At 40.4% G+C, this 24,955-nt stretch carries 26 protein-coding genes, 2 pseudogenes and 1 other annotated feature; of the genes and pseudogenes, 4 read left to right on the top strand and 24 right to left on the bottom strand.

Annotation, left to right across the window (positions count from 1 at the left end):
- Positions 1-39: 39 nt before the first annotated feature.
- Positions 40-262, bottom strand: a binding site (T-box leader).
- 79 nt (positions 263-341) lie between these two features.
- The 12 genes and pseudogenes from HMPREF9088_RS04480 to nfsA all read right to left on the bottom strand — a co-directional run bounded on the left by HMPREF9088_RS04480 (position 342) and on the right by nfsA (position 8,946).
- A complete protein-coding gene (locus tag HMPREF9088_RS04480) occupies positions 342-1,310 on the bottom strand; it encodes a Gfo/Idh/MocA family protein (protein ID WP_007207971.1) in 969 nt (322 codons plus the stop codon).
- Entirely contained in the window at positions 1,307-1,975 is a 669-nt protein-coding gene (gene rpiA, locus HMPREF9088_RS04475) for a ribose 5-phosphate isomerase A (protein ID WP_007207970.1), read from the bottom strand. The genes HMPREF9088_RS04480 and rpiA overlap by 4 nt, the downstream gene beginning before the upstream one ends.
- A gap of 129 nt (positions 1,976-2,104) precedes the next feature.
- Positions 2,105-2,929 (bottom strand): MurR/RpiR family transcriptional regulator, encoded by an 825-nt coding sequence (locus HMPREF9088_RS04470; RefSeq protein WP_007207969.1) that lies wholly within the window; start codon positions 2,927-2,929, stop codon positions 2,105-2,107.
- Positions 2,930-3,022: 93 nt separating this feature from the next.
- Complete coding sequence (locus HMPREF9088_RS04465; RefSeq protein ID WP_007207968.1) at positions 3,023-4,552, bottom strand: metal ABC transporter solute-binding protein, Zn/Mn family; 1,530 nt, start codon at positions 4,550-4,552, stop codon at positions 3,023-3,025.
- A 14-nt stretch (positions 4,553-4,566) separates the two neighbouring features.
- Entirely contained in the window at positions 4,567-4,686 is a 120-nt protein-coding gene (locus tag HMPREF9088_RS11905; protein WP_007207967.1) for a putative metal homeostasis protein, read from the bottom strand.
- A gap of 10 nt (positions 4,687-4,696) precedes the next feature.
- A complete protein-coding gene (gene rpmG, locus HMPREF9088_RS04460; protein WP_007207966.1) occupies positions 4,697-4,846 on the bottom strand; it encodes a 50S ribosomal protein L33 in 150 nt (49 codons plus the stop codon).
- A gap of 331 nt (positions 4,847-5,177) precedes the next feature.
- A pseudogene (rpmF, locus tag HMPREF9088_RS11600) lies at positions 5,178-5,344 on the bottom strand (50S ribosomal protein L32).
- A gap of 18 nt (positions 5,345-5,362) precedes the next feature.
- A complete protein-coding gene (gene rpsN / locus HMPREF9088_RS04455) occupies positions 5,363-5,632 on the bottom strand; it encodes a 30S ribosomal protein S14 (RefSeq protein WP_040367250.1) in 270 nt (89 codons plus the stop codon).
- A gap of 215 nt (positions 5,633-5,847) precedes the next feature.
- Positions 5,848-6,597, bottom strand: coding sequence for a DUF6681 family protein (locus HMPREF9088_RS04450; protein ID WP_007207962.1), 750 nt, complete (start codon positions 6,595-6,597; stop codon positions 5,848-5,850).
- Entirely contained in the window at positions 6,594-7,034 is a 441-nt protein-coding gene (locus HMPREF9088_RS04445) for a hypothetical protein (protein WP_007207961.1), read from the bottom strand. Before HMPREF9088_RS04445 ends, HMPREF9088_RS04450 begins: the two co-directional genes overlap by 4 nt.
- Positions 7,035-7,169: 135 nt before the next feature.
- Positions 7,170-8,132: an L-lactate dehydrogenase gene (locus HMPREF9088_RS04440; protein WP_007207960.1), complete on the bottom strand. Its 963-nt coding sequence runs from the start codon at positions 8,130-8,132 to the stop codon at positions 7,170-7,172.
- Positions 8,133-8,208: 76 nt separating this feature from the next.
- Complete coding sequence (gene nfsA, locus HMPREF9088_RS04435) at positions 8,209-8,946, bottom strand: oxygen-insensitive NADPH nitroreductase (protein WP_040366413.1); 738 nt, start codon at positions 8,944-8,946, stop codon at positions 8,209-8,211.
- Positions 8,947-9,129: 183 nt separating this feature from the next.
- Between nfsA and HMPREF9088_RS04430 the strand changes: the two genes are divergently transcribed.
- Positions 9,130-10,473 (top strand): amino acid permease, encoded by a 1,344-nt coding sequence (locus tag HMPREF9088_RS04430; RefSeq protein WP_007207958.1) that lies wholly within the window; start codon positions 9,130-9,132, stop codon positions 10,471-10,473.
- 72 nt (positions 10,474-10,545) lie between these two features.
- Here the strand turns inward: HMPREF9088_RS04430 and HMPREF9088_RS04425 are convergent, their stop codons facing one another.
- The 5 genes from HMPREF9088_RS04425 to HMPREF9088_RS04405 all read right to left on the bottom strand — a co-directional run bounded on the left by HMPREF9088_RS04425 (position 10,546) and on the right by HMPREF9088_RS04405 (position 15,169).
- Entirely contained in the window at positions 10,546-10,965 is a 420-nt protein-coding gene (locus HMPREF9088_RS04425; RefSeq protein WP_007207957.1) for a helix-turn-helix domain-containing protein, read from the bottom strand.
- A 112-nt stretch (positions 10,966-11,077) separates the two neighbouring features.
- Positions 11,078-11,812, bottom strand: coding sequence for an amino acid ABC transporter ATP-binding protein (locus HMPREF9088_RS04420; protein WP_007207956.1), 735 nt, complete (start codon positions 11,810-11,812; stop codon positions 11,078-11,080).
- Between the two features lie 13 nt (positions 11,813-11,825).
- Positions 11,826-13,442 (bottom strand): ABC transporter substrate-binding protein/permease, encoded by a 1,617-nt coding sequence (locus HMPREF9088_RS11420; RefSeq protein ID WP_169309444.1) that lies wholly within the window; start codon positions 13,440-13,442, stop codon positions 11,826-11,828.
- 316 nt (positions 13,443-13,758) lie between these two features.
- Positions 13,759-14,157: a VOC family protein gene (locus HMPREF9088_RS04410; RefSeq protein WP_007207954.1), complete on the bottom strand. Its 399-nt coding sequence runs from the start codon at positions 14,155-14,157 to the stop codon at positions 13,759-13,761.
- 16 nt (positions 14,158-14,173) lie between these two features.
- Complete coding sequence (locus HMPREF9088_RS04405; RefSeq protein WP_007207953.1) at positions 14,174-15,169, bottom strand: tRNA dihydrouridine synthase; 996 nt, start codon at positions 15,167-15,169, stop codon at positions 14,174-14,176.
- Between the two features lie 179 nt (positions 15,170-15,348).
- Between HMPREF9088_RS04405 and HMPREF9088_RS04400 the strand changes: the two genes are divergently transcribed.
- Both HMPREF9088_RS04400 and HMPREF9088_RS04395 read left to right on the top strand, forming a co-directional pair.
- Positions 15,349-16,239 carry an SDR family oxidoreductase gene (locus HMPREF9088_RS04400; RefSeq protein ID WP_040366411.1) on the top strand — a complete coding sequence of 297 codons (891 nt, stop codon included), beginning with the start codon at positions 15,349-15,351 and terminating at the stop codon, positions 16,237-16,239.
- Positions 16,240-16,340: 101 nt separating this feature from the next.
- Positions 16,341-17,249 carry a magnesium transporter CorA family protein gene (locus HMPREF9088_RS04395; protein WP_007207951.1) on the top strand — a complete coding sequence of 303 codons (909 nt, stop codon included), beginning with the start codon at positions 16,341-16,343 and terminating at the stop codon, positions 17,247-17,249.
- Positions 17,250-17,366: 117 nt separating this feature from the next.
- Here HMPREF9088_RS04395 and HMPREF9088_RS04390 read toward each other — a convergent pair whose 3' ends face one another.
- On the bottom strand, positions 17,367-17,879 hold the full coding sequence (locus HMPREF9088_RS04390; RefSeq protein WP_007207950.1) for a YehS family protein: 513 nt from the start codon (positions 17,877-17,879) through the stop codon (positions 17,367-17,369).
- 206 nt (positions 17,880-18,085) lie between these two features.
- On the opposite strand from HMPREF9088_RS04390, the gene HMPREF9088_RS04385 reads away from it, so the two are divergent.
- Positions 18,086-18,670: a helix-turn-helix domain-containing protein gene (locus HMPREF9088_RS04385; RefSeq protein ID WP_007207949.1), complete on the top strand. Its 585-nt coding sequence runs from the start codon at positions 18,086-18,088 to the stop codon at positions 18,668-18,670.
- A gap of 72 nt (positions 18,671-18,742) precedes the next feature.
- Here HMPREF9088_RS04385 and HMPREF9088_RS04380 read toward each other — a convergent pair whose 3' ends face one another.
- The 6 genes and pseudogenes from HMPREF9088_RS04380 to HMPREF9088_RS04355 all read right to left on the bottom strand — a co-directional run bounded on the left by HMPREF9088_RS04380 (position 18,743) and on the right by HMPREF9088_RS04355 (position 24,884).
- Positions 18,743-19,666 carry an ROK family protein gene (locus HMPREF9088_RS04380; RefSeq protein ID WP_007207948.1) on the bottom strand — a complete coding sequence of 308 codons (924 nt, stop codon included), beginning with the start codon at positions 19,664-19,666 and terminating at the stop codon, positions 18,743-18,745.
- Between the two features lie 5 nt (positions 19,667-19,671).
- The gene (locus tag HMPREF9088_RS04375; RefSeq protein WP_007207947.1) at positions 19,672-20,280 is read right to left on the bottom strand and encodes a DUF624 domain-containing protein; all 609 of its coding nucleotides are present in this window, start codon (positions 20,278-20,280) and stop codon (positions 19,672-19,674) included.
- Positions 20,281-20,310: 30 nt separating this feature from the next.
- Positions 20,311-21,956: pseudogene (locus tag HMPREF9088_RS04370) on the bottom strand (type 2 periplasmic-binding domain-containing protein).
- 14 nt (positions 21,957-21,970) lie between these two features.
- Positions 21,971-22,870, bottom strand: a complete 900-nt coding sequence (locus HMPREF9088_RS04365; RefSeq protein WP_007207944.1) for a carbohydrate ABC transporter permease — start codon at positions 22,868-22,870, stop codon at positions 21,971-21,973.
- A gap of 20 nt (positions 22,871-22,890) precedes the next feature.
- A complete protein-coding gene (locus HMPREF9088_RS04360; protein ID WP_007207943.1) occupies positions 22,891-23,832 on the bottom strand; it encodes an ABC transporter permease in 942 nt (313 codons plus the stop codon).
- 47 nt (positions 23,833-23,879) lie between these two features.
- Positions 23,880-24,884, bottom strand: a complete 1,005-nt coding sequence (locus HMPREF9088_RS04355) for a LacI family DNA-binding transcriptional regulator (protein ID WP_040366408.1) — start codon at positions 24,882-24,884, stop codon at positions 23,880-23,882.
- Between the last annotated feature and the right edge of the window lie 71 nt (positions 24,885-24,955).

Raw genomic sequence — 24,955 nt, 5'->3', positions numbered from 1 at the left:
CTAAAAATAAAAAAGCCCCCTGATAACCAAACTTGGCTATCAAAGGACGAATAATCGTGGTACCACCTTTTTTGGGAAATAGACTTTCCCCACTCTTCCTGAATACATCAGGTTACTTGATAACGGAATACACCCGCTCTTGACTACCTATCACCAAGAGATTCTCAAAGGCCATCTTCATTTGCTTTTATTCGATGCTTTCCACCAACCAACATCTCTCTATGCGCCAAAAGCGAATTACTTTCCTTTTCAATGAATCAAACTATGCTAATTGATAGCATCATATCACGTTGATTCGATTTGTCAAGTTTTTGACAGAATGTTCTGAAAAAGACTCTCTTCTATTCAAATGGATATACTAGGCCCCATTGCGAGCGAATACTCGTCAATGTTCCCATCACATCGCGAATCATCGTCAAATTTTCTTCGCCGGATTGATTGGTAATGTACTCTTCCATATCTTGAATTTCATATTGTAAGGCCTTGTCTGTCTCGCCACTCGTTATTGTTTCGACTTGTCCAGATTCCGTATATGTAATGGTCGCTTTTTCAGCGCGAGGATAGTTACTAATTTCAATAAAGCCCTTTTCACAAGCAATCACGCCGCGTTTGGGTTGTTTTGCTCGCATAGTTAAGGCAATGACGGCCATCTCACCGACCTCATTTTTTAGTAAAATCCCTGACGTTTCATCCACACCGGTTTCAAAGTAATTTGCTGTTGTTAAGACCACATTTGGTTTTGCTGTCATAAAGAAACGTGTAAACGATGCCGCATATACGCCGATGTCTAATAAGGCGCCACCTGCTAATTCTTTAGAGAAGAAGCGATTGTTCACATCATATTCTTTGCAGCTACCAAAGTTCACTTGAACCATCTTCACTGCACCTAGTTTGCCACTTGCGACGATGCGACGGAGTTCTTTGTACAATGGCATATGAAACAACGTCACACCATCTGACAATACTAAGTTCCGCTCTTTTGCCAATGCCACACATTCTTCTAGCTGACGATCATTGACTGTAATTGCCTTTTCACAAAAGACATGCTTGTCGGCCAAAAGTGCTTGGCGAATCATTTGTGCATGCAAATTGTGCGGTGTGGCGATGTAGACGATGTCGACCGTGTCATCAGCAACCAATTCCTCAAATGTTGCAAATACCTGCTCCACATTGTATTTCTCAGCAAATGCTTGGGCTTGTTCCTCCCTGCCACTTGTCACACCATAGATTTCTCGTCCCGATGCATGCAATGCAGCAGCCATTTCATTAGCGATGACGCCCGTTCCTACTATTCCCCATTGGAAGCTCATTTTATTTGACTCCTTTCGATGATTCGTTTTCCTTCTGTCGTTACGACAATTGCTTTCGTTGCGATTTGATAAAAAAGAGAGGTCTCCACAATCCCGACGATGGCCGAAAATTGCTGCGCGATTGCTTCACACGTGCCACTATCAATTGTGACCTCAAGCAATAGATTGCCATTTTCTGTATAGGTGTAGCCATCGCTCGTGGCACTCATACGAGCGGTGACTTGATAGCCCAGACGCAGCACGTCAGCTTTCACTTTGGCCAACGCTTGGGGCAAGACCTCCAGCACTAATGGAACCTTGAACGAAAGAGTGTCTGAAACTTTTGACTCATCGACTAGCAAAATATAGTCATCCGCCATCGTTGCAATTACTTTTTCCTTCGTATGAATACCACCACCACTTTTCAGGGCATTGAGATGTCCATCGACCTCATCGCACCCGTCAAATGCTACAGTCACATGATCGACTTGACTCATCGGCACGACCGTCAACTCAGCTGCTTGACAAAGTTTGGCCGTCGTCACAGAGGGCGTGACAATTGTAACGTCTAGTTGTTTCGCTTGAATCATTTCCACCAAATAAGCAATTGTGCTCCCTCCGCCTAGTCCAATGATGCTATGCGGTTTGATGTAATCAAGCGCGTATTGGGCACACCGTTTCTTCATCCCTATTCCTCCAATTCACCAACGAACGGTTCCTTTGAATTTAATTTCATAATAATTATAACTATGAAATTAAATTTCGTCAAAAGAAAACCGTCTGCTTTTCGATTGATGAAAGGCAAACGGTCTTTTTTATATTTTACTATCAGAAATCATCTGTTCATGCCGGCGAATCCGCTCGAGGCGTTCAGGGTCTTCAAACGCAAGCAACAAAAAGAACGTCTCCATGACCAACATCGCTGAAATACGGGAAAAATAATAATCTTTTTGAAACAAGCGCTCCCGAGTCGCTGTCGTCACATGCAAATCTGCCAAGGTCGCAATTGGCGACTGGCGATTATTCGTCAACGCAATAAGATACAAGTGCTGCTCCTTGCAGTAATGAGCCGCCTGAATCAACGGCCGTGTCTCGCCTGAATTAGAAATAATGACCACCAAATCATCTTCAGTCATCGTCAATAAGTAGGCCGCAGCCGTATCCCAAATATCAAATGCACTCGCCGCAATCCCTATTTGGTTAAAGCGATAGGCCGCATCCATCGCGACGGGGATCGTATTGCCATAAGCTAAAAAAATAATACGTGGCGCTGTACGAAACTTTTCTAAAATCAAGGAAACTGTCGCTTCATCTAGCTGTTGGAAAGTCTGATCGACCTCCGCTAATTTATTCGCTTGGATATGTGCCAGACGTTGCTGATACGCACTTAGCGTCCCTTTTTCATCCGTCTCTGGCAAGGTCGCTTGCGCCAACTCAATCTTCAATGCGTGAAACCCAACTAATTTTAACTTGCGACAGAAACGACTAATCGAGGCTTCACTGACTTGACTTTCTTCTGCTAACTCCGCAATCGTCATATTGGGAATTTTTTGGGGTGACTTTATAATATAATCTGCAATCTTCATCTCTACTGTCGAGAAGTTCGCATAATCAACAAATAATTTATCAATAATCGACATTGCCTTGACCTCTTTCTTGCAAAAACTCGTGTTGTAGGTATTGTAGCATGGCTTTTGTCAAAAAGGATAGCGCTTCGTGTCGCTGCATCTAGCTTAATGTGCCATCATTTCTTGAGCAATTTCTAGTTTTGACAGACTATTTGGATAATAAGTTGGCCAGTTATCCATTTCATCGAGCAGGCTTTCTTGGCTTTCGCCACCAAAGAAAATATGGAAGTGGCTTGTTTTCACAGGTGCAATAGCATGGTCGCTAAATTGAACGTATTTATAGTTGCCGGCATTCGCATCTGTCGCTTCAAATAAATAGCGAACACCACGATTGCCTTTTTTATAAGTCACTATTTTGTAGCCTTTGTATTGATACGTATAGCGATGATGCTCCCCATTCACAACAAAGTCCATCGTGTTGTCTTTGATAATAATTTGATTGACATCTGTCTTATAGCCTGTTTCATAATAGGCTTTGTATTCTTCTGTGGTCATATCTTTGTTTAATTTCGCCTTGTAGTCAAACACTTGATCAAGGGTGCCATCTTGCAATAATGGATATACTGACTGCCAATCACCACTATAGTCACTCAAGGTCCGATCTTTGACTGCACTGTCTTCAAAATAGCCATTTGCCACTGTGTGTTTTGATTCCATCGTTGTTTCAGGCTGGGCGGATTTACCGGCAACGGAAACGGTTTTTTCCAAAGCAGTTAGATTTTCTTTCATGACAGAAAGATAATCCTCACCGTTTTTCATTTGTTCTTTCGTTAAGCTTTCCAGTGGATTTAATACCAATAATTTAACATTTGCTTCATCGGCCAACGTACGCGCCACTTTGTCACTGGCATTTTCTTCAAAGTAAATGTACTTTAGGCCATTGGTTTGCACATATGCTTTTAACTCTGCTAATCTAGTCGGGCTTGGTTCTTGTTCCGGTGACAAACCGGCTATTGGTACTTGCGTTAAGCCATACTCTAGTGCTAGGTAACCAAATGCTGCATGTTGCGTCACAAAACTTGTTTGCTTCGCAGCACTCAACGTTGTTTGGTACTCTTTATCCAAAGCTGTTAATTGGGTTAAATAGTTCTCTGCATTCGCTGTAAAGACAGCTTGCTTTTTCGGATAGAGTTTTGCCAATTGATTTTTAATGGATTCGACTTCCTTCATAGCCAAATTCGGTGCCAACCAAGTATGCGGATCTAATTCATGTGAATGACCTTCTTCACTTTCAGAATGTCCTTCCTCTTCTTCTGTTCCTGGCAATAAGACCATATTTTTGGTACCTTCAATGATGTGCGGTGCATTTTTTTGCCAACTCTTGGAAGCTTTAGTCACCCAGTTCTCCAAGTTGGGATTATGATAGACAAAGACATCTGCTGACTGGATGTTGGCGATGTCTTTGGCTGATGGCTCATAATCATGCGGTTCTTGCCCTGCAGGAACGAGCAATGTCACATTCGCTTCGTCACCTACGATTTGTTTGGTAAATTCATACATCGGATAAAATGTCGTCACAATAGATAATTTATCCGATGCTTTTTCTGTTTTCTTTGTAGCGTTGTCAGTACCACATGCTCCTAGTATCCCTAGTGCTAGCATACTTAGCCCCAAATATTTCCAACTTTTTTTCATCAGTCTCTCACTTTCTAACGAATCCCTGCTTTCGTTCGTTTGTATGTTTTAATGATTTTTAATGCGCGTTTCTTTGTTTTGATATTTGGACTTTTCAAACGACGATACGCGCTGGCTAAATCTGTTTTTTCCATATAATCCTCCTTATTTCACTTCACGAAAAATGGCTCTTCGCCGCAATTTTGGGGAATATTTTTTTAACGCCAATCTTTCAGGATTGTTTCGTTTATTTTTACTCGTTAAATAGATTCGCTCACCTGTCTCCACACATTCTAAGATAATTGATTGTCTCATTAAGTTTCTTCCTCTCTACGTGCGTTCTGATAGATACGCTTCAATCTGAAGTCGTTCATCGTACAAAAATGATTGGGAATTCATTTCTCATATTAAAAAATCAACTGGGACTTCCCAAAATCCATCGATTTGCTTAAATACCGTCTCCTCATATTGACTAAAAACTGGATATAACCTTAAAAATTCCGCAAAGGTCAGGTGCTCTGCTTCATAAAAATCGATGACCCATCTTTTATCGATTTTGCTTTCATAGACATTGTTTTGGAAGACTTAGGATGAAAAAAGGCCACTCCTTGCCCAATTAATGGAGGATAAATGATTTCCACAGGCTTTACTCCTTTACTTGACGACCTTTATAATAGCCTTTTAGAGAAACATGGTGGCTTCTTCGGTATTCACCAGAAGCCAAATCAAATGAAAGATTCGGCGCTTTGATGACTTGGTGCGTTCGACGCGCTCTTTTTTTGCCTTACTTGTTTTACGTGCTGGTACTGCCATTTTGCATCCCCCATTAACTCACCAACTGGCTTTCTTCACTCCAGGTATCTTCCCTTGTAAAGCTAATTCACGAAAATGAATACGCGACAGACCAAATTTGCGCATATATCCGCGAGGTCGGCCATCTAGTGGATCACGGTTGCGGTAGCGATTGGGATTAGCACTCCTTGGTAGCCTCCTTAGCCCTTCGTAATCTTTTGTTTCTTTTAGTTGTGCTCTGAGATCAGCATATTTGGCTATCATCTGTTGTTGCTTCGTCACTTTGACTTGTTTTGATCGTTTTGCGATAAATGACACTCCCTTCATTTGTTTCGTTTTATCCACTTTAAAACGAAATGGTTACGATTTGAACAGGAAGACTTTACCAGTTGGTTCAATCTTTGTCAATAAAAAACTGTGACAAAATTGGGCAGCTAAACGCAAAAAACCAAAAAATCCAGAAGTTATTTCTCAAACTTTTGGACTTTTTGGTCGTTTCTTACTAGCTAATTCTATCGCGCGCTCTAATGTTTCTGTGAGCGTCGTTGTGTTCTAGTAATCTGTTCGGTTTTGGTTTGTTTAGCTAATAATTTTAGGCGATACGGCTCGTGGTAGCGAAAACCATCTTTCACAAAATCGCCACCAACAATATACAATCCGACAGGCTGTAATTGCTTTTCTTTGGTGTAATGAATCTTACCGATGGGTGTTAGATCATGATAGGTTTTACCAATCAGCAATTCATACTCCCCTTGTCCGTATGCTTTGACAAAATAATACGGATAAATGGTATTCCATTCGACTAAGTAGCCTTCTTTTTTTGATAAATCATTCGTTGGAATGACGTTTTGCTGAATTAATTCTTGCATGTAACTCGCCAAATGCAACTGATAATCTTCATAAAAATCAATCATCACTTCTTCGGTATCGATGGCTTTCATCGCCCGTTCCTGTTTTTTCTCTTGCTGAATATTAAACGCATCATCTGGCAAATATTTGACAAACAATTGTGTGATATCTAATCTAGTATTTTTGTCTAAAAAATAATAAAACACATTTAACACGATAAAATACATCAATACAGCAAAAATCAGCGCATAGATAATTCCTTGCACATAATTGCCATTTTGGTACATACCGTACACGATACGTAAAATATACAACGTCGGGAAGAGACTCAAAATGGTGTACCCACGATTTAAGTATTTCGGACTAATATCTAAATAACCTAAAAATTTATTGATACCATTAATAATATCTAGTATGACACTCATTGTTGATCACCTACCGTCTCTGTTGTTTCTGTGTCTGCGGCTGCACCTTGATTGGTTCGTGCATTATTTGTAGTATCATTTTCACTCGAGGTACTTGTCGTCGACGAACTTGTGGAACTTGATGAGCTAGACGAGCTGGACGAACTAGATGCACTCGAATCATCACTTATACTTGCGTCCGTTTGTGACGTCGTATCTTGGCTAGTAGTTGCTGTTGTCATCGGTGCTGAGTCACTGGTTGTTTCTTCTGTCGATTCCATCGAGTCTGTCGTCTCTGTCGTTGATCGACTTTCAGACTGACTAATGGTTGTTTGTGTCGTGGTGGTAGTCGTCGGCTGACGGTAACTTGAGCTATTGACGACTGTCGTGGCAGTCGCGATCAAGATTGAAATGGTTAATAGTGCTATTGGTTTCAAAATAGGAGGAACTTTCCGCATTTTTTTGACTCCTTGTCTTTCTTTTGTCTTGTATCGTAGCACAAAAAGCTTAGGAATTTCTTAGGATATACATTTTTTTACAAAAAAAAAAAAAAATACACTCGACCAAATGAACACATTTGATCGAGTGAGTCTTTACTCTTGATAGTAATGACGAATTTTATTTGTAAATTCTTTGATCACATCAGTCGATGCCTGCCATTTGGTCTGTTCGTCTTCAGTCATATGAATTTCTAAAATATCGCTTGCTCCTTGGCGATTTAAGATCACCGGCACACCCGCAAACATATCTTTCTCTCCGTATTCTCCTTCTAGGAGGGTTGATACAGGTATAATTTTATTCTCATCAAAGAGAATCGCCTTAATAATACCGACACAAGCCGATGCGATTCCATAATACGTCGTCCCTTTTCGATTATAGATTTCCCAGCCTTCTCGCGTCGTCTTTGTCACTAGTTCAGCTAGATCGACATCGCCCACTATCTCGGGATTGTCATGAATAACGTCTAAAAACTTCTTCCCTGCAATCGTCACTGTCGACCAAGGAACCATCAATGAGTCGCCATGTTCACCCATCGCATAGGCATAGACACTCCGCGGATCCACATCTACCAAATCCGCAATAAAATTCGTTAATCGAGCCGTATCCACAGATGAGCCCGAGCCAATCACTTGATTCTTGGGTAATCCTGACAATTTATAGACAAGGTATGCCATAATGTCGACTGGATTGGATACCACGATAAAGATGCCATCAAACCCACTAGCCATGACTGGTTCCACGATTGATTTGGCAATGTTGGCAGTCATATCCAATGTATCTAAACGGGATTGTCCTGGCTTGGGCGGTGCGCCTGCCGTAATCACGAGAATATCTACATCATGGCAATCCGCATACGTGGCTGTCTTGACGTGCACATTACGATCCAGATATTGAATCGAGTTACGCAAGTCGCGTACTTCACCAGCTGCCTTCTCTTCATTGATATCAATCATCAATACTTCGTCACATACCCCTTGCGTAATTAGGCTAAATGCCGTAGAAGAACCTACTAGCCCACTACCCACGATGGCTACTTTTGATTTGCTGCTTTTCATCGCTCATCCTCTTTTCTATCTTTTTTTCCATCATAGCAAAAAATACCACATTTGTACGCTTTGAAAGATTAGATAGCTAAGCCAATAAAAAGCCTTGCTTCTTTAAAAACTCAGCCACTTCCGGACGTCTCACCTCTTTGAAAAAGAGAATATTTTTTTCACTCCAACTCGTTTCTTGTGCATTCACTCCGCGCTTGGCATAATAAGCTGCTGTTTGCTCCTCATACGCACCTAGATTCGCGAATTGCTCACGAGGATAGTGGTTTTCTGCGACTTGATTTTTCTGAGGCATGCGTGGTTTTGGATTATTTTTGGATACAGGATGCCCAATTGTCAGACCAAAAACAGGAACCGTAAATGGCGGTAAGTCTAATAATTTTGCCACTTTGTCGATATCATTACGGATACCACCAATGTAACAAATACCTAAGTCCAGTGACTCAGCCGCTACAGCCATATTTTGCGCGGCAATTGTCGTATCAACAATGCTTACCATCAATGATTCCATCGATTGGATGCCTGCTAACGATTCACCGTTGGCCTCTAATAGTGTCGCTTGGCGATACAAATCCGCTACAAATACATAAAAGACACCTGTCTGATTCACATAAGGAGCACTATTGGTAATAGCCGCCAGTTCAGAACGTAAGGCAGCATCTGAAATGTCAATAATCGAAAACGCTTGAACAAAATTCGAGGACGAGCCACTACGAGCAGCTGTCACTAATGTTTCTTTTTGGCTATCAGTCAATGGTGTATCCTTAAATGCGCGCACGGATACGTGGTCGGTTAATTGTTTGATTGTTTGGTTCATTGCCATTCCTCCTTGATAAAATCTGACTTTATCTTACTACGAATGGGACTGCTGATAAACTATCACTCATCGTAAAACGAATGTAACATTAGAAAATTCACACTATTTACCCATTTTTTGAATTGTCTGATAGTATAAAATGATTCGAAAAGAAATGGGAACTGGTTTGAGAAAGAGGTTTATATGGAAACAAATTTACAAAAACAAATGACTACCCGTCACATTACGATGTTGGCGCTTGGTGGTGCCATTGGTGCTGGACTATTTAAGGGAAGTGGTGGTGCCATTGGCTTAGCTGGGCCATCTGTATTGGTGGCTTTTTTATTGGGTGGCTTGATTTTATTTGTCGTAATGACTGGGTTAGGACAATTGGTCTTATCGCATGACAAGCTAAAAGGCGGCATGTCAGGTGTGGTTCAGCCGGTCTTAGGCGACCATGCCGCAGACTTTATTGATTGGCTTTACTGGTCGATGTGGATTATTAATATTATTGCCGAGGCGGTCGCACTAGCTAGCTTTATGCAAGTCTGGTTTCCGACGATTCCGGTATGGGTATTTGTTTTCGGTCTAGCGGTATTGACTACTCTGATTAACTTATACTCAGTCCGCTTGTTCGCTGAAACAGAATATTGGTTAGCACTGGCCAAGATTACTGTCATCGTGTTACTGATTTTGTTTGGCCTATTTTTAATTGGTAAGGCCTCACTTGCACAAGGCTTGATTCCTACTGTCTCTGCGATGAATCAGCATGGCGGCTTTGCACCATTTGGCTTGTCAGGGATGATTAGCTCTTTGTTGGTGGTCATTTATTCATACGGTGGATCAGAATTGATTGCCGTGACGGTCAGTGAAACGGCGGATCCTAAGACAGCAATTCCTCGTGCCATCCGTGGTGTAATGGGACGAATCGTGTCGTTTTATTTGATTCCTATGTTGCTATTGTTGATTCTTTATCCTTGGACAACACTGGCTGCGAGTGAGGTCAGCCCATTTGTGCTTATTTTTGAAAAAATGCACATCCCTTATGCTGCAGACATTGTCAACTTTGTCATTATTTTGGCGCTTTTTTCTTCGATTAATTCCGGTGTTTATGCATCTTCGCGTACGCTGTTTTTCCGTCTACAAGAACGACCAAGTCTTTTTGCAAAGAAACTGACGACACTCAATCATCATCAAGTCCCACAAAATGCTGTAATCTTTTGTACCGGTACACTGTATATCGGTGTGATTGTCTCTTACTTTATCGGCGAGAAATTATTTGGTTACTTAGTGGGCAGTCTATCATATACTGTGTTGCTGACTTGGGTGATTTTGACTATTGCTGCCTTTGTACTAGCCAAACGCACGCACAACACGCGCCATTTAATTTTTAGTGGCTGTGCCTTAGTTGGGTTGTCATTGATTTTTATTGGTATTTTGATCAACAATGCCCTCACCATCACAGCCCTAACTGCACTATTGTACGCAATTATGTTCTTTAGTTATAGGAAGCCAACTGCTAGAGCACTGGATAAAAAGTCTCGTTAACTTTTTTTATAAAATAACCCAGCTGACTGTTCAGCTGGGTTATTGCTATTTCATGCATTCACTGATTCCTAACTATCCTCTTGATAACCTTCTTTTGTACCAAAAATAACAGGATTCCCCAAACATAATCATACCAACAGCAAATACAAAGACACTCACTTGTTGAAAGCCACCGGTCACCCATTTACTTATCTGCCAACCAATACAAAGCAAGCCAATAACAAAAGTCAAGCCATAAAAAAGCAAATCCATCCAACCATTGACTTTCTTTGTAAGCAACGCATCTTTAAAATCCACGTCTTCCTTAATTAATTCATCTAATGACACATCAAACAAGTCAGAAAGTTGGAGAATATTTTGAATATCAGGGTACCCTTTTCCACGTTCCCAGTTTGAAACTGCTTGAGTGGAGACATGCAGTACCTCCGCTACCATATTTTGCGTCATTTGTTTTTCTTTTCTCAACAATTGAATCTTTTCACCAATGTCCATTTGATTTCCTCGCTTTCCAGATACTACTGACTATGAACTATTTATCAGAAAAAGCAATCAACGAGTCATTGATACCTGGTAAAGCGTTACTTGAGTGCCCGTCCTAATAACTCTATGCTTGAAATCCTTGGATAAATTGCTTCGTGCGTTCTTCTTTTGTATGGAAGAAGAGCTCTTCTGGTGTCCCTTGCTCTAGAATGCGGCCTTGATCAAGGAAGATGATTTGATCTGAGACTTCTTTTGCAAATTTCATCTCATGAGTTACCATAATCATGGTCGTCTGTTGATGTGCGATACCTTTGATTAGTTCTAAAATACCTGCGACCAGCTCAGGATCGAGTGCGGACGTTGGTTCATCAAATAGAATTACCTCTGGCTGAATAGCAAGGACACGCGCAATGCCTACACGCTGCTGCTGACCACCGGATAGTTTATTCGGGTAAAAGTCCATTCGATCAGCCATTCCCACACGCTCTAGTTGTTCTTCAGCGAGTACCTTTGCCTTTTTTACGGGCATTTTTTTTACGGCAACTAGCGCCTCCATGACATTTTCTTTGACTGTTTTTTTGGAAAACAATGCATAGTTTTGAAAGACCATCGCTGTTTGCCGACGAATCGCTAATATATCGGCTTTGGTCGTTGTTTGAACATCCCGTGTCAAAGCACCAATCTGAATCGTACCACTATCGGCTGGTTCTAAAAAATTGATGGAGCGTAGCAAGGTCGATTTTCCAGAACCACTTGATCCAATGATCGTCAAAACGTCTCCAGTCCCAACTGTTAAGTCAATATCTTTTAACACATGATTTTCTTTGTATGATTTGTTCCAATTTTTTAATGTTAACATGACCTTCTCCTTTTTATAAGTCGACGTTTAGTTTGCGCTCGATGCGTTTGGCTACTTGTTCAATCAAGAGACACATCACCCAATAGACAAGAGCTACGGCGATATAGGCTTCGAAAAAGCGCAAGTTCGCCCCTGCGATAATTCTAGTCTGGCCCATGATGTCGATAATCGTTACCGTAAAGGCCAGTGACGTTGCTTTCAAGAGACTAATAAAGCTATTCACCAAGTTCGGCAGTGCGACGATCAAGGCAGATGGCAAGATGATGCGCATCATCGTTTGCACATTGGTCAAGCCGATTGAGCGTGCCGCTTCGATTTCATTTTTATTGACCGATAGTAAGGCTGCACGGAAGGTCTCTGAGGTGTAGGCTGCTTCATTTAACCCAAAGGCAATAAAGACATACACCAACGCTGGGATGGCGTTGACATTTGCGGTCACGCCCATTTGTTGGGAAAGCCATTCGACTAAAATTGGAAAGCCATAAAACGATAAGAACAATTGCACAAGCTGTGGTGTCCCACGCATAAAGGAGACGAACACACTACAGATTTGTGTTAAGACTGGGGTATTGCGGATTTTCACCACGGCAATCAAAAAGCCTAATCCCAGACCAATAATTGCGGACACGACCGTCATTAGTAACGTAATCGGTAATTTGGGTAGCAGTTGAGCGATAATTGACGGAATCAACGAGGGGACAAATAGTTTCCCGTCTGTTGTCTCATTCGTCTCTGCTTGTGCGGTATCACTGTCTGAGGTCGTCGCGTTCTCTTCATTCAATTTGTCATTTTTTTCGATTAATGCTTTTGTTAGCTGGATATCATCTTGACCAAGGTATTTCATACTAATTTTCGTGAGTGTCCCGTCTTCACGCATTTCTGCTAAAATCTCGTCCATTTCATTCCTTAGCGTCAACTCATCTTTGCGGAAAATAAAATAAGAACCCGGTTGTCGTATTTGGTCTTCATTTTCGATGGTGTGTTGCTTTAATTGAATGCCAAAAGTCTGCTCTACATCATGAACGTACGTCGTTGCATAGATAGTCGCATCGAACTTCCCACTGTAGACATCGCGGATAATTTGCGATGGATCAGAATCCACGTATTGAATCGTGACTGCGTCGTCAGGATTTTCTTTGTTCCACGCTTCGAGAAACTGTGATTGTGGTGAAGCCGGAACGACGGCGATGGATTTTCCTTTCAAGTCAGCGACAGTCAGATTATCCGGCTGATCGGTTTTGGTAATTAAGACATTGTGCGTGACGATATATGGGTATAAAGAAAATAAGTACTTTTTGCGTCGGTCGCCACTCTCGCCTAAGTTATTGACTACTAGGTCAAATTTTTTCGAATCTAAGCCGGCAAATAATGATGCAAACTCCGCCGTTTCAAATTGAAAAGTTATCGTATCTGACCGACTTTCGATTTCTTTTAAGACATCAATTTCAAAGCCTGTCAGTTCATTTTTGTCATTGAAGTAATCCATGGGTTTTGTCTGACCAGATGTCCCGACGATGACGACTTGTTTCTCCTGTGCATGGACCGTTGTTGACAGCTGCCAGCTGATGACGAACGCAAGGAGCGCCATCCCCCATTTTAGCCATGTGTGCTGCTTCCCTTTTCCCTTCATTTCTATTCCTTCTTTCCTTTTTTTCATACAAAAAAAACGGCATTAGACGTATCTAATGCCGTTGACTAATCGTTTAAAAAAATAAAAACGTAAGCTGACAACCCGCATTAGATATTTATCTATGCAGGCATCAAAAACAAGCTCTTCATAGATACAAACAACTGGTGTTTGCACCTACTTGATGCAAACATTATCTATAAAAAGCATAGTAATAAAATCGTACTTGATTCATCGCTTTTTTCGTTTGCATCTGAAGTCCTCCTCTGAATTGTATGGGTCTACTATACACATAGCCACCCCTATCGTCAACCTTTTTTTAGCTTTTCAACCAACAAGGCTCCAATTGATTGCCATCTGGATCTTCAATCTCGAGCTCATACATCAGCTCTTCAGGGATGTCACGATTCACCCTTCTGACACGACCTCCGTGCTGCTCGGCTAGTCGACCTAGTTCTTTGACTTTTTCGACACTGTCCACTGTAAATGCTACGAGGGCGCCACTCACTTTTTTGGTATCCGCGACAACTTTGCCCGCGCTTAAAAACTCCTCGTAAAAAGGCGTCGTCAATAACATCACCCAAAAGGTATCATCCCACACCAACGCACTGGCTTGTTCATTAGAAAATTCTTCATTTTTTTGAAATCCTAATGCTTCATAAAACACAATCGAACGTGGCAAATCTGTTACTGGAAAATTCGCAAAGACTGTTGTCATCGTAATACCTCCGTTTTTACTCTATCAGTGTTTCACTAGAGTTTGGCTTAAAAGCACCCTGCTCAAATGCATCGAGCAACTCGCGCACTTGCGCTGTTGATTTTGTTCCCATTAGGCGCACACGCAACTCACTCGCACCTGGAAACCCTTTGACATAAATTTTAAAAAAACGATGCAAGCCGACAATCGGCCGCGGCACGCGCTCTTTGTACGTATCTTGTAAGTCCAATTGCAAACGTAATAAATCAAGCAACTCACTCGCAGAATGCTGACGAGGCTCTTTTTCAAAGGCAAACGGATTTTTAAAAATCCCACGCCCAATCATAATGCCATCGACCCCATATTTCTCCGCTAAAGCCAGCCCTGTCGCACGATCGGGGATGTCGCCATTAATCGTAATTGTTGTCTGGGGAGCGACCCGGTCACGGATAGCAGTCACCAAAGGAATCATCTCCCAATGTGCTGCCACCTTACTCATTTCCTTACGGGTACGTAGATGAATCGACAGATTGGCGATATCTTGACGCAATAAATGCTCGATCCAGTCTTGATGCTCGGCTAACTCTTCAAAGCCTAAGCGCGTCTTGACACTGACTGGTAAGCCACCCGCTTTTGCCGCGTCGATCAGTTCTGCCGCCACTTCCGGCCGTAGAATCAAGCCACTACCCTTGCCACGCTCAGCTACATTAGGGACCGGACACCCCATATTAATATCGATTCCCTTAAAGCCCATCTCCGCCATCCCAAGACTCATCTGACGGAAAAACTCTGGCTTGTCCCCCCAGATATGCGCAACAATCGGCTGCTCATCTTCCGTAAAGACCAAGCGTCCGCGAACACTCTCGATGCCATCCGGATGACAATAACTATCCGAGTTCGTAAACTCCGTAAAAAACACATCTGGCGCACCGGCTTGCTGCACGACATGGCGAAAGACCACATCAGTCACATCTTCCATTGGTGCCAATATAAAAAAGGGCTTTGGTAACTCGGCCCAAAAATTTGTCTCCATTCCTTCTGCTCCGTTCTGGCAATCAGTGTTGCCGACTTGTCAAAAATCATGACCATTATACAAGGAATACCCTTAAGAAGCAAAAAGCGCGTCCCTAGCATTCCATATGCACCGTTCTATTTGGGGCGTGCTTGTTCCTAGCGTATACTAAATGTATCAAAGAAAAAGGAGTGACAGCTATGACAGAACCAGTGCTAATCGATCCACGCAAATTGTACCATACAGGGACCTTCAATAAAGAAGACCAAGAAGACGTTGCCGTGCAGGATGAGATGTCCATCACCCCTGACTGCGGTGAAGAAAGCTACCAAGGGACACATCAATTGGAAAACCGCCGCGTCTTGATTACAGGTGCAGACTCTGGCATCGGTCACGCAGTCGCTATCGCTTATGCACGTGAGGGCGCCGATATTGCTTTGCACTTTTTACCCGGTGAAGAGAAAGATGCCCAAGAAGTCGCGAACTATATCGAGCAAGCCGGCCGCAAAGTCGTGCTATTGCCAGCTGATTTACGAGAGGAGTCCGCTCCAGAAAAGCTAGTCAAACAAGCCGTCGCGGGACTAGGTGGTTTAGATACCTTAGTGTTAAATGCCGCCCAACAAATTAGCCAAGAAGACATCGCCCAACTTCCGATCCAACAAGTCCGTGACACCTTTACGGTCAATATTGTCTCGATGTTTGCCCTCATCAAAGCCGCCGAGCCCTATTTACCAGCGGGAGGTGCAATCGTGACATCGACTTCCACTCAAGGTTTTAACCCTAGTGGGAACTTACTCGACTATGCCGCGACCAAAGCATCCATCCGCAGCTTGACCATCAGCTTGGCGAAACAATTTGCTAAAAAAGGCATCCGCGTCAATGGCGTCGCACCCGGTCCAGTCTGGACGCCCTTGCAACTAGACGGTGGCCAACCATTAGAAGAACTGCCAGAGTTTGGCCAAGACACGTTACTCGGTCGCGCCGGTCAACCCGTCGAACTAGCACCCGTCTATGTCTTTTTAGCATCAAACAAAGCCAGCTATGTCACCGCCCAAATCTACGGCGTCACAGGTGGCGAAGCGATTAACTAATCGCCGACTACACCCCGACTGGCCAGACCAGCCGGGGTATTTTTTTCTAGTCACCAGTCATTGGACATGCTATAGTTAAAAAAAAACGAAAGGATAAGACAATGATTACAAGAACCCCTTTCGGAGAAAACTGTCTATGGATTACGATCGATTCCGATCGCCTAGCCGATTCCTCCAATGTCTACGAAGAATACGAGATTGATCCTGAGACACTTTCTTACGCCCTGGATAAAAATGAACGCGCCCATACCGAGTACGAATTTGATACGGATACCCTGACTGTCATCTTCAATGTCTTAAACCAGACCAAAGATGACAATCACTATGAGACGATCCCGATGACCTTTGTGGCCAAACGCGACCGCTTATTGACCATCTATAACCACGAGAACGCCTATATTATCGAGCGGATGAAGCGCTACTTAGCACGCAATCCCGAAATATCTGTCTATAAATTTTTATTTGTCAGTTTGTTTTTGATTTCAGAAGCGTATTTCCCTTACGTCGAAAAGATGGACCGTGCCAAAGATGAATTCAATCGCAAACTCAGAGAAAAGACGACCAAGCGTAACTTATTGGCGCTATCTGATATCGAGACGGGAATGGTTTATTTGGTCTCGGCAGCCAACCAAAACGTCATTTTGCTCGAGCAACTAAAAGGACAATTCGTCTACAAAACCATGGATGACGTCGAGCGTGAACAACTCGAAGACTCCATCATCGAAGCACGACAATTATCCAGTATGACCCAACTTAACGCACAAGTCTTGCAGCAATTGTCCGGAACGTACAACAACATTCTAAACAATAATCTGAATGACAACATGACCACCTTAACCATCATTTCGATTTTATTGGCGATGCTGGCCGTCATTACTGGCTTCTTCGGGATGAATGTCCCACTACCCATGACCCACAACAAGCATGCCTGGCTGATCATCATCGGTTTTAGCGCCCTCTTGTGGCTCATCTATGCCGCAGCCCTACGCTACATCATACGTAAAAAATAAACGGCTGAGACAGAATACAAAAAGACCAGACCAGCCAAAAGTGATTTCACACACTTTTGGCTGGTCTGGTTTTTACTTTTAGCTACTCGATTTGATTAAAACTTCTTTTTTCACCAACTACGCTTCTGTTGTATCTATTTTTCGTTCCCGAATCGTCAAACCTTTCAAGAAATTGCGAGCAAAACTATCCTTGCATGGCATATAATTTCGCTGACCCGCCTTCCGCAAAATCGCCCCAATCTCGCTAGGCGATACATAAAGCCCCGCCAAGTGCAAACACTCTTGAATGTCTTCACTAGTCATAGTCAACGCGATTTTGACCTTTTTGATCATCACATTGTTCACATGTGCTTGACTCGTTATTTGGAAAGGATTCGGTGGCGTCACGCCTGGCTTAGCCGGCTGCGGCCCACGCTTAAAGACAATCAGACCATTAAAAAATTGCTCCAACGTCCGTGAATCACAGACCGCATCGCGCGGCAAATCCGCCTCAGGATCTTGCTTTGTAAGCAGCTGCCCCAACGTAGGCAAATCCATCTCCCTGCCTCCTAAACGAAAAATCTCCACCATCTGCTGATTACTGAAATCCAACGCATAACGCAAACGAATTAATATATCATTATTATTCACTTATTTCTCCTATCTTTTAGACAATCGATCGTCCTCATCCACATCATATCATGTGAAGGAATAGTTTTCATCAAAACTGCACCCTCTTTTGCTATATTTACAAGCATGGAAACAATCGTATACACTACTCATAGCATGATGTAACACAGGATAGACAGACGATTCTTCACCATCCATGTACACTACACTTACTAGGAGGATATAAAATGAACTTTAGCAAACAATTAAAAAAATACCGGGAGCTGAATGGCTATTCTCAAGAAATATTAGCAGAAAAAATCTATGTCACTCGCCAAACGATTTCTAAGTGGGAAAATGATAAAACCTATCCAGATATTCACAATTTGATTGCTCTAAGCGTTCTTTTTGATATTACCTTAGATGAATTGGTCAAAGGAGACGTGGCAACGATGAAAAAAATGGTCAACAGTGAACACATGGACAAAAACACAAAGGGGATGCTTTTCTTTATTCTACTGGCATTAATAGTAGGAGTACCCAGTATCACTATTTTTGGTGCAAAGGGATACCTTCCATTTGGAATATTGTGGGGAATCAGCATGGTATTTGCACTAAAAATAGAAAAAGAAAAGAAGAAAGCTAATGTAAAAACACTAAAAGAAATCATTGCCTTTACTGAAGGAAATCCAAACTTAGAAACATTGCAAAAACAAAGAAATAATAGAAAATATTTTGTCGAAAAAGTTAGTATTGTACTTGCATTTACGGCAATTGCAGCCATCTTAGCGTTGGCAATCGTATACGCAACAGAGCTTTTTATGAAGATATAGGTATACCATCCAAATAAGAATAAATGATGCGGTAGAGTCGTCAATTGACTGTCTCCACCGCATCAACATACACTACAAAAATTGTTTTAACGTATATACTGCCCCAATCATTCCAGCATCATTTTGCAATTTAGTTGGAATAATAGGAATCTGAATAATATTTTTTAGCCGATGAAAACTTTCATGTTTGCTTAATAATTCCTCTAATCGCTGTTTCAATTGATTACTGAATTCTTCATTTTCACTGATTCCACCGCCAATTAAAATAGCCTCAGGATCAAAATTGCACATCAGATTCATAAGTCCTACACTTAAATCGGTATAAAACTGTTCTAATACCGACTGAGCAACTTTTTCCCCATTTTTTGCTCGGTTCATTATTTCAAAAGCATCATATACATCTACATCCTCAGCTTCTAAATTCTCCAGATGTTTTTTAAGATTGTATTGATGACACAAACCGCCAACGACTGCTGCTCGTTGATTATATGAAACCTTTTCTATATCTTCTTTAGGTAAACGATCAATTAACATCCAACCAAATTCTCCAGCCATACCATGGGCACCACTGAATAATTTTCCATCGATAACGATTCCACCACCAATTCCGGTACCCAGAACGACACATAAATAATTTTCGAAATCTTTTGCGTTCCCTATCCACTTTTCTGCAATAGCTACTGCATTCGCATCATTAATAATTGATATAGGAAGATTCACCTTCTCCTCTAATACCATTTTTAAATTTGTTCCATATAAACTGTGAATAGACCCAGCTGTGGTCATCAATCCATTTTTTTGAATGATTCCGGGGGCACTAATTCCTACTCCGTCAATTTCTTCATCTTTATAATTATCTATAATGGTCACTAGTTGGTGAATCAAGTCATCCTTTATGTGACTCGTTTGAACTGAATTTTTAGTAGACACTCTCCCTTGATCATCCACCAATCCGTATTTAATGGTTGTTCCACCTATATCTATCCCGATAAACACTACACTTACCTCTTTTCATTTAACTCGTATCGTTTAATTATTTGTTGAAATAACCATGAATTTGCCACTATACACGTACCTAAACCCCAAAAAAGCCACACTAGAAAGAGCTTATGGACAAAAATACCACCTATAAAATACAAGAACCATACTCCAAAAATTAAAATTGCAGAAGGAACATATTGCAAAACAAGAAAGAAAGAATTTTTTAAGGTAATAAAAGCATTGTTTTCAAATCGAGAAAGAAGTGGAAATACGATCATACAGGTCATCATGAAAATGGTAAATAAAAGTAGCATTGGATATTGAATCCAACTAAATTTGCTAACAAAAGGAATGCTAACTATCAGTAAAAAAATAACAACTAAATAGCTACACCATATTTTCGTCGCGTTCCAGAAATTCTTTTTAAATGACTTAAAGTATTCTTTTGATATTGATTGTCCCTTTTGTTCGATTATGCCAAATGCTACTGTATATCCAGCAGTCAAAGCTGCACCAATCGTAATCAAAGGAATGGAAGAAAGAATCATAATGATGGTTAGTACTAATAAGTCACTGCACAGTTGCATTATCTGATATATTTTCCCGTTTGAATCAAACCAGCCATTCATTCTTTCTTCTCCTCCTCCATTGCTTATATCTTATTCATCTAAACCCAATTTTTTCTTATTTTCAGCTATTTTTTCATTTCTTACTTTATTAATTGCTTCAATATCGTTATCCTTTTGGAATGTTTTGTATTTTTTCAAAATTGACTCTAATTGCTCATCGTTATCTGAACGTAACATTCCCACAAGAGTGGTTCCCCAATTTGTTTGAACTGCACTCAAGGCACGTGCTTCTTGTGTTCCAGAATCCGGTCCAATATTTTCTGTTGTAAATTGAGATTTTAACTTTCCTGTACCCCATTCTTGCATTTGTTTCACGGCAGATACATAAGAATCTGGATTTAGTGCTTTGTATCGATCGTGCCCAAATTGAATAAATTCGCCAATTCGGTATTCTTTTTGCCATTTTTCGGGTTCATTACTTTGTACTTGGCTAGCAGATTCAGTCCAGTGAACCGTACCATCAGCATCTTTAGTATAAGTTTGTCCTTCAATACCAAAGTTCGTTAACATTTGACCTTCTTCACTAAGTAAATAGGTGAATACTTGCATAGCTTTTGCTGGATCTTTGCTTTGTTTACTAATGTAGTTAATCATCCACCCAGAAATTCCCGCTTGTGACAGTGTTGCTTTACGTCCTTTTGTGCTTTGAATACCATCCACTGCAATATAAGAGGAGTTTGGATTTGATGAAGCAAACGTTTGCAGAGCGACCCCTTGATTGACGAAAGAACCCATCATCATTGTTGCATATTTACCCGTTTGAACTTTTTCTTTAAATTTATCTCCATCATCAGTGAAAGAATCATCACTTATATTTCCATCTTGATGTACTTGTCGGAATGCTTTGACCCAGTTGATATAGTCTTCATCCAGATTGCGGTCATAGTATTTTCCATCTTTTGTATATGGAACACCCAACATATCTTGGACAACTCCATCCATCGATCCATTTGATGAACCGTCCGAAGCAAAGTCATTAAAGCCAAAAGGAATCAAATCAGGAAATTTTTCCTTAATTAATTTCATTGCCTTTACAAAGTTCTCTGGTGTTGTCATATCTGGTTTACCAATGGCTTCGTATACATCTTTTCGAATAATAAACGCATCGCGAGTATAAATATTCCCACTATCGTAATCCGCTTGTGTATTAGAATAATCTGGATAGCCATATGTTTTGTCATCAGATAATTTATACCAATTAAGTGTATCTTTACTTGCTACATTGTAAAAATATGGGTCATATTTATCAGCTAAATCTTGTAATGAATATGCCCAGGTGTTTGCTTTACGTGCCACAGAAGAGTTGGAATCAAAGACTGACACAATATCCGGCATATCTCCACCAGCAAAATACGTGTTTAATTTTGTATCATCACCTGTTATAAATTTGATGTTAATATTCAAATCTTCTTTTATTTTTTTGTTACCATATCTTTACCAAACTCAGTATTCCACCAGTCAGCATTTACATACCAAGTTAGTGTCGTTGTTTCTTTTTTTGTATCGATTTTCCATGCTGGTGTTTCTTTGTCTATTTTGTATCTTTTGGATATCGATGGTAACTTCGCCGAACCACTTTCGTTAGTATCTTTTTTGCTGCCACAAGCGGCTAAACTCACTATTAATCCACTCGCCAGCCCCAAAGTAAGTAATCCTTTTTTCCAATTTGCTTTCATTACTATTTTTCCTCCTATTCTTTAACCGCACCTAACATCATTCCTGAAATAAAGTGCTTTTGTAATAATGGATAGATAATTAAAATTGGTACAGTCGTAACAACAATCGTAGCCAATTGAATCCCTTTAGAAGTCGTGCCTATTTCAATTGCTGCATTCAATCCTTGTGAGGAAGCAGCTTGTGATTGCGTAATAATTTCGTACAGCTTCATTTGTAACGGATATAGCGCTTTATCTGTGACATACAATTTGGTTGTCATAAAGTCATTCCATTGCCATACCCCATGAAATAAAGCAATTGTAGCCAATGCTGGTTTTGATAACGGTAGAAATATTTTTTTAAATACTACCCAATCACTCGCTCCATCAATTTTTGCTGATTCTTCTAATGATGTCGGCACATCTCGGAAAAAATTCATCAAGATAATGACATCATAATAACTTAATAAAGATGGAATAATGTAAACCCAAAATGTATTTAATAATCCTAATGATTTGATTAGCAAATAGGTTGGAATCATTCCTCCTGAAAAAAGCATCGTAATTAGTCCAAGGCTGGAGTAGAGACTTCTTCCCTTTAGTTCTCTTTTACTTAACGAATAAGCAACAACCGCACAAAATGCCGTGTGTGCCAAAACACCAACCACTGTTTTCGAAACTGAAATAAATAATGCTGACCATAAACTACTATCACTTAGCACTCGAATATAATTATCCAGCGATGTTTCTTTCGGCCAAAAAATAAAATTACCTTTAGCCAATGAATCACTTGTGGCAAATGAAGAAGCGACAATATTCCAAATAGGTACAATGATAATAATGGTAAATAAGATGAGTAAACAGATATTTAGGATATTAAATAGTTGACCATCCTTGCTTTTTAGTTTTTTAAAACTACTCTTTTTGGCTTTCATTTGATTTTCTCACCCCTTTTCTATAATACCGATTGATTGTCGTTCAATTTTTTTGTCACAAAATTGGTTGCAATCAATAAAATAAGAGAAATTACTGAAATACCTAATCCTACTGCAGTTGCATAAGAGAAGTCTCCTTGCATTAGCCCAATGCGATAAACATAAGAATTAATTACCTCAGACTTGGGTTGGTTTTGAGAATTCATTAATACGAGGGTTTGATCTAAATTAGAGTTAAGCAAACCACTCACAGTCAGAATTAAGTTTAATGAGATGATATTTCGAATCATTGGAATCGTGATACTCCAAATTTGTCGTAAGCGACTTGCACCATCCATTTTGGCAGCTTCATAATACGTTGGATCAATTTTCGCCATTGTAGCTAAATAAAGAATTGTTCCCCAGCCAGCCTCTTTCCATACATCTGAAATAGATGCAATCCACCAATACTTCCCTGCATCCAACATATGGTTGCTTTGCGTATGGATACCACTAAAACTTAATAATTGATTAAACATTCCGTTTGAAGAAAACCAAGTAATTAACATCCCGCCTAGAATAATCCATGATAGAAAATGTGGAAGATAAGAAATCGTTTGCACCACACGCTTAAAGATGCTATCGCGAAGCTCATAAATCATCACCGCTATAATAATTGGTAAAACAAAACCAAATAATAATTTCAAGAAACTAATGCCTAACGTATTCACTACTGATTGCCAAAAATATTTATCATTCATTATTACCTTGAAGTTATCCAAACCAACCCACTGTGCGTTCTGAATTGTATCAATAACTGTATAATTCTTAAAAGCGATGACTAATCCATATATCGGAATAAAATTAAAAATAATCATATAAATTACACCCGAAAGTGCCATTCCTTGTAGCTGCCATTGCTTTCGGAAACCGTGACCAAATCGTCGTACTCGATTTATTACTGATTGTTGTTTTCCTTTCATTCAACTTACCCCTCTCAATAAAAACGTTTTATTTTTTAGTCTATTAACTATCCAAGAATTCTTGTGCTTTCTCTCTCAATAAACTGAGTTGGTAACTGATAACTTTCCCCACGTCTTTGTTCATTAATTAAACCTAAGAGAACTTTAACAGCTTGCTTCCCTTGTTCTTCAATAGGATTATCGATTGTCGTAAGTGCAGGCTTAAAGTAACGTAATGCATCAATATTATCAAATCCGACAACACTAAAATCAGCTGGCACTTGATACCCCTTAGCTACGATGCCCTGAATAATCCCTAATGCACTTAAGTCATTGCCACCAATTATGGCTGTGGGATACTCTTTTTTGGGTAATTTTTCTAAAAGATCAATAATTCGTTTATAGCTCGTTTGTTCATTAAAATCACCATCTACTATGTACTTAGATTTAAGTGGTATACCATGTTCTTTCAGTGATGTTACATATCCACGAAAACGTTCTTCGCTATCATAGACACCTTGCGGTCCCTTAAAGAAAGCAACTTTATTGTGATTTAGCGATACCAAATAGTCAGTTACTTGTTTTCCAGCTTGAAATGAATCAAAGGTAATACTACTGATCCCTTCATCGCAAATCAAACGGTCAATAAAGACTGCTTTTAAACCTTCTCTTTTAATAGCAATTAAATCCGACTCATCAATCATATCTTCAAATCCAATCAAACCATCCACCGTGTGTCCAAACATATGATTTCGCAGTACATTTTTATCTGCGGATATAATGATGCTTACTCCATAACCAAAACGCTCCGCCTCTTGAGAAATCGCTTGTACTAAAACGCTAAAAAATGGACCCACAATCGTGTGCGTGTAAAACCCCAACATTTTCGTTTGTTGCGCTTTTAACTGCTTTCCTCTCAAATTTGGTACATAATGCAAACTTTGCGCTGCTTCGACAATTCTTTTTTTTGTCTCTGGACGTACAACATCTACACCATTTAATGCCTTTGAAACCGTTGCAATGGAAACTTGGGCTTCACGAGCTACATCCCGAATAGTTATTTTCTGCCCCATCATGAACACCTCTTAACTGAAAACGTTTTTACTATGCAAGTATAGATAAAAACGTTTTCAAATTCAATGAA

Origin of the sequence: Enterococcus italicus DSM 15952 (assembly GCF_000185365.1) — a bacterium.
Lineage (GTDB): Bacteria > Bacillota > Bacilli > Lactobacillales > Enterococcaceae > Enterococcus_G > Enterococcus_G italicus.
Note: the sequence above shows the minus strand (reverse complement) of the source record. Positions and strands in the feature narration are given on the sequence as shown.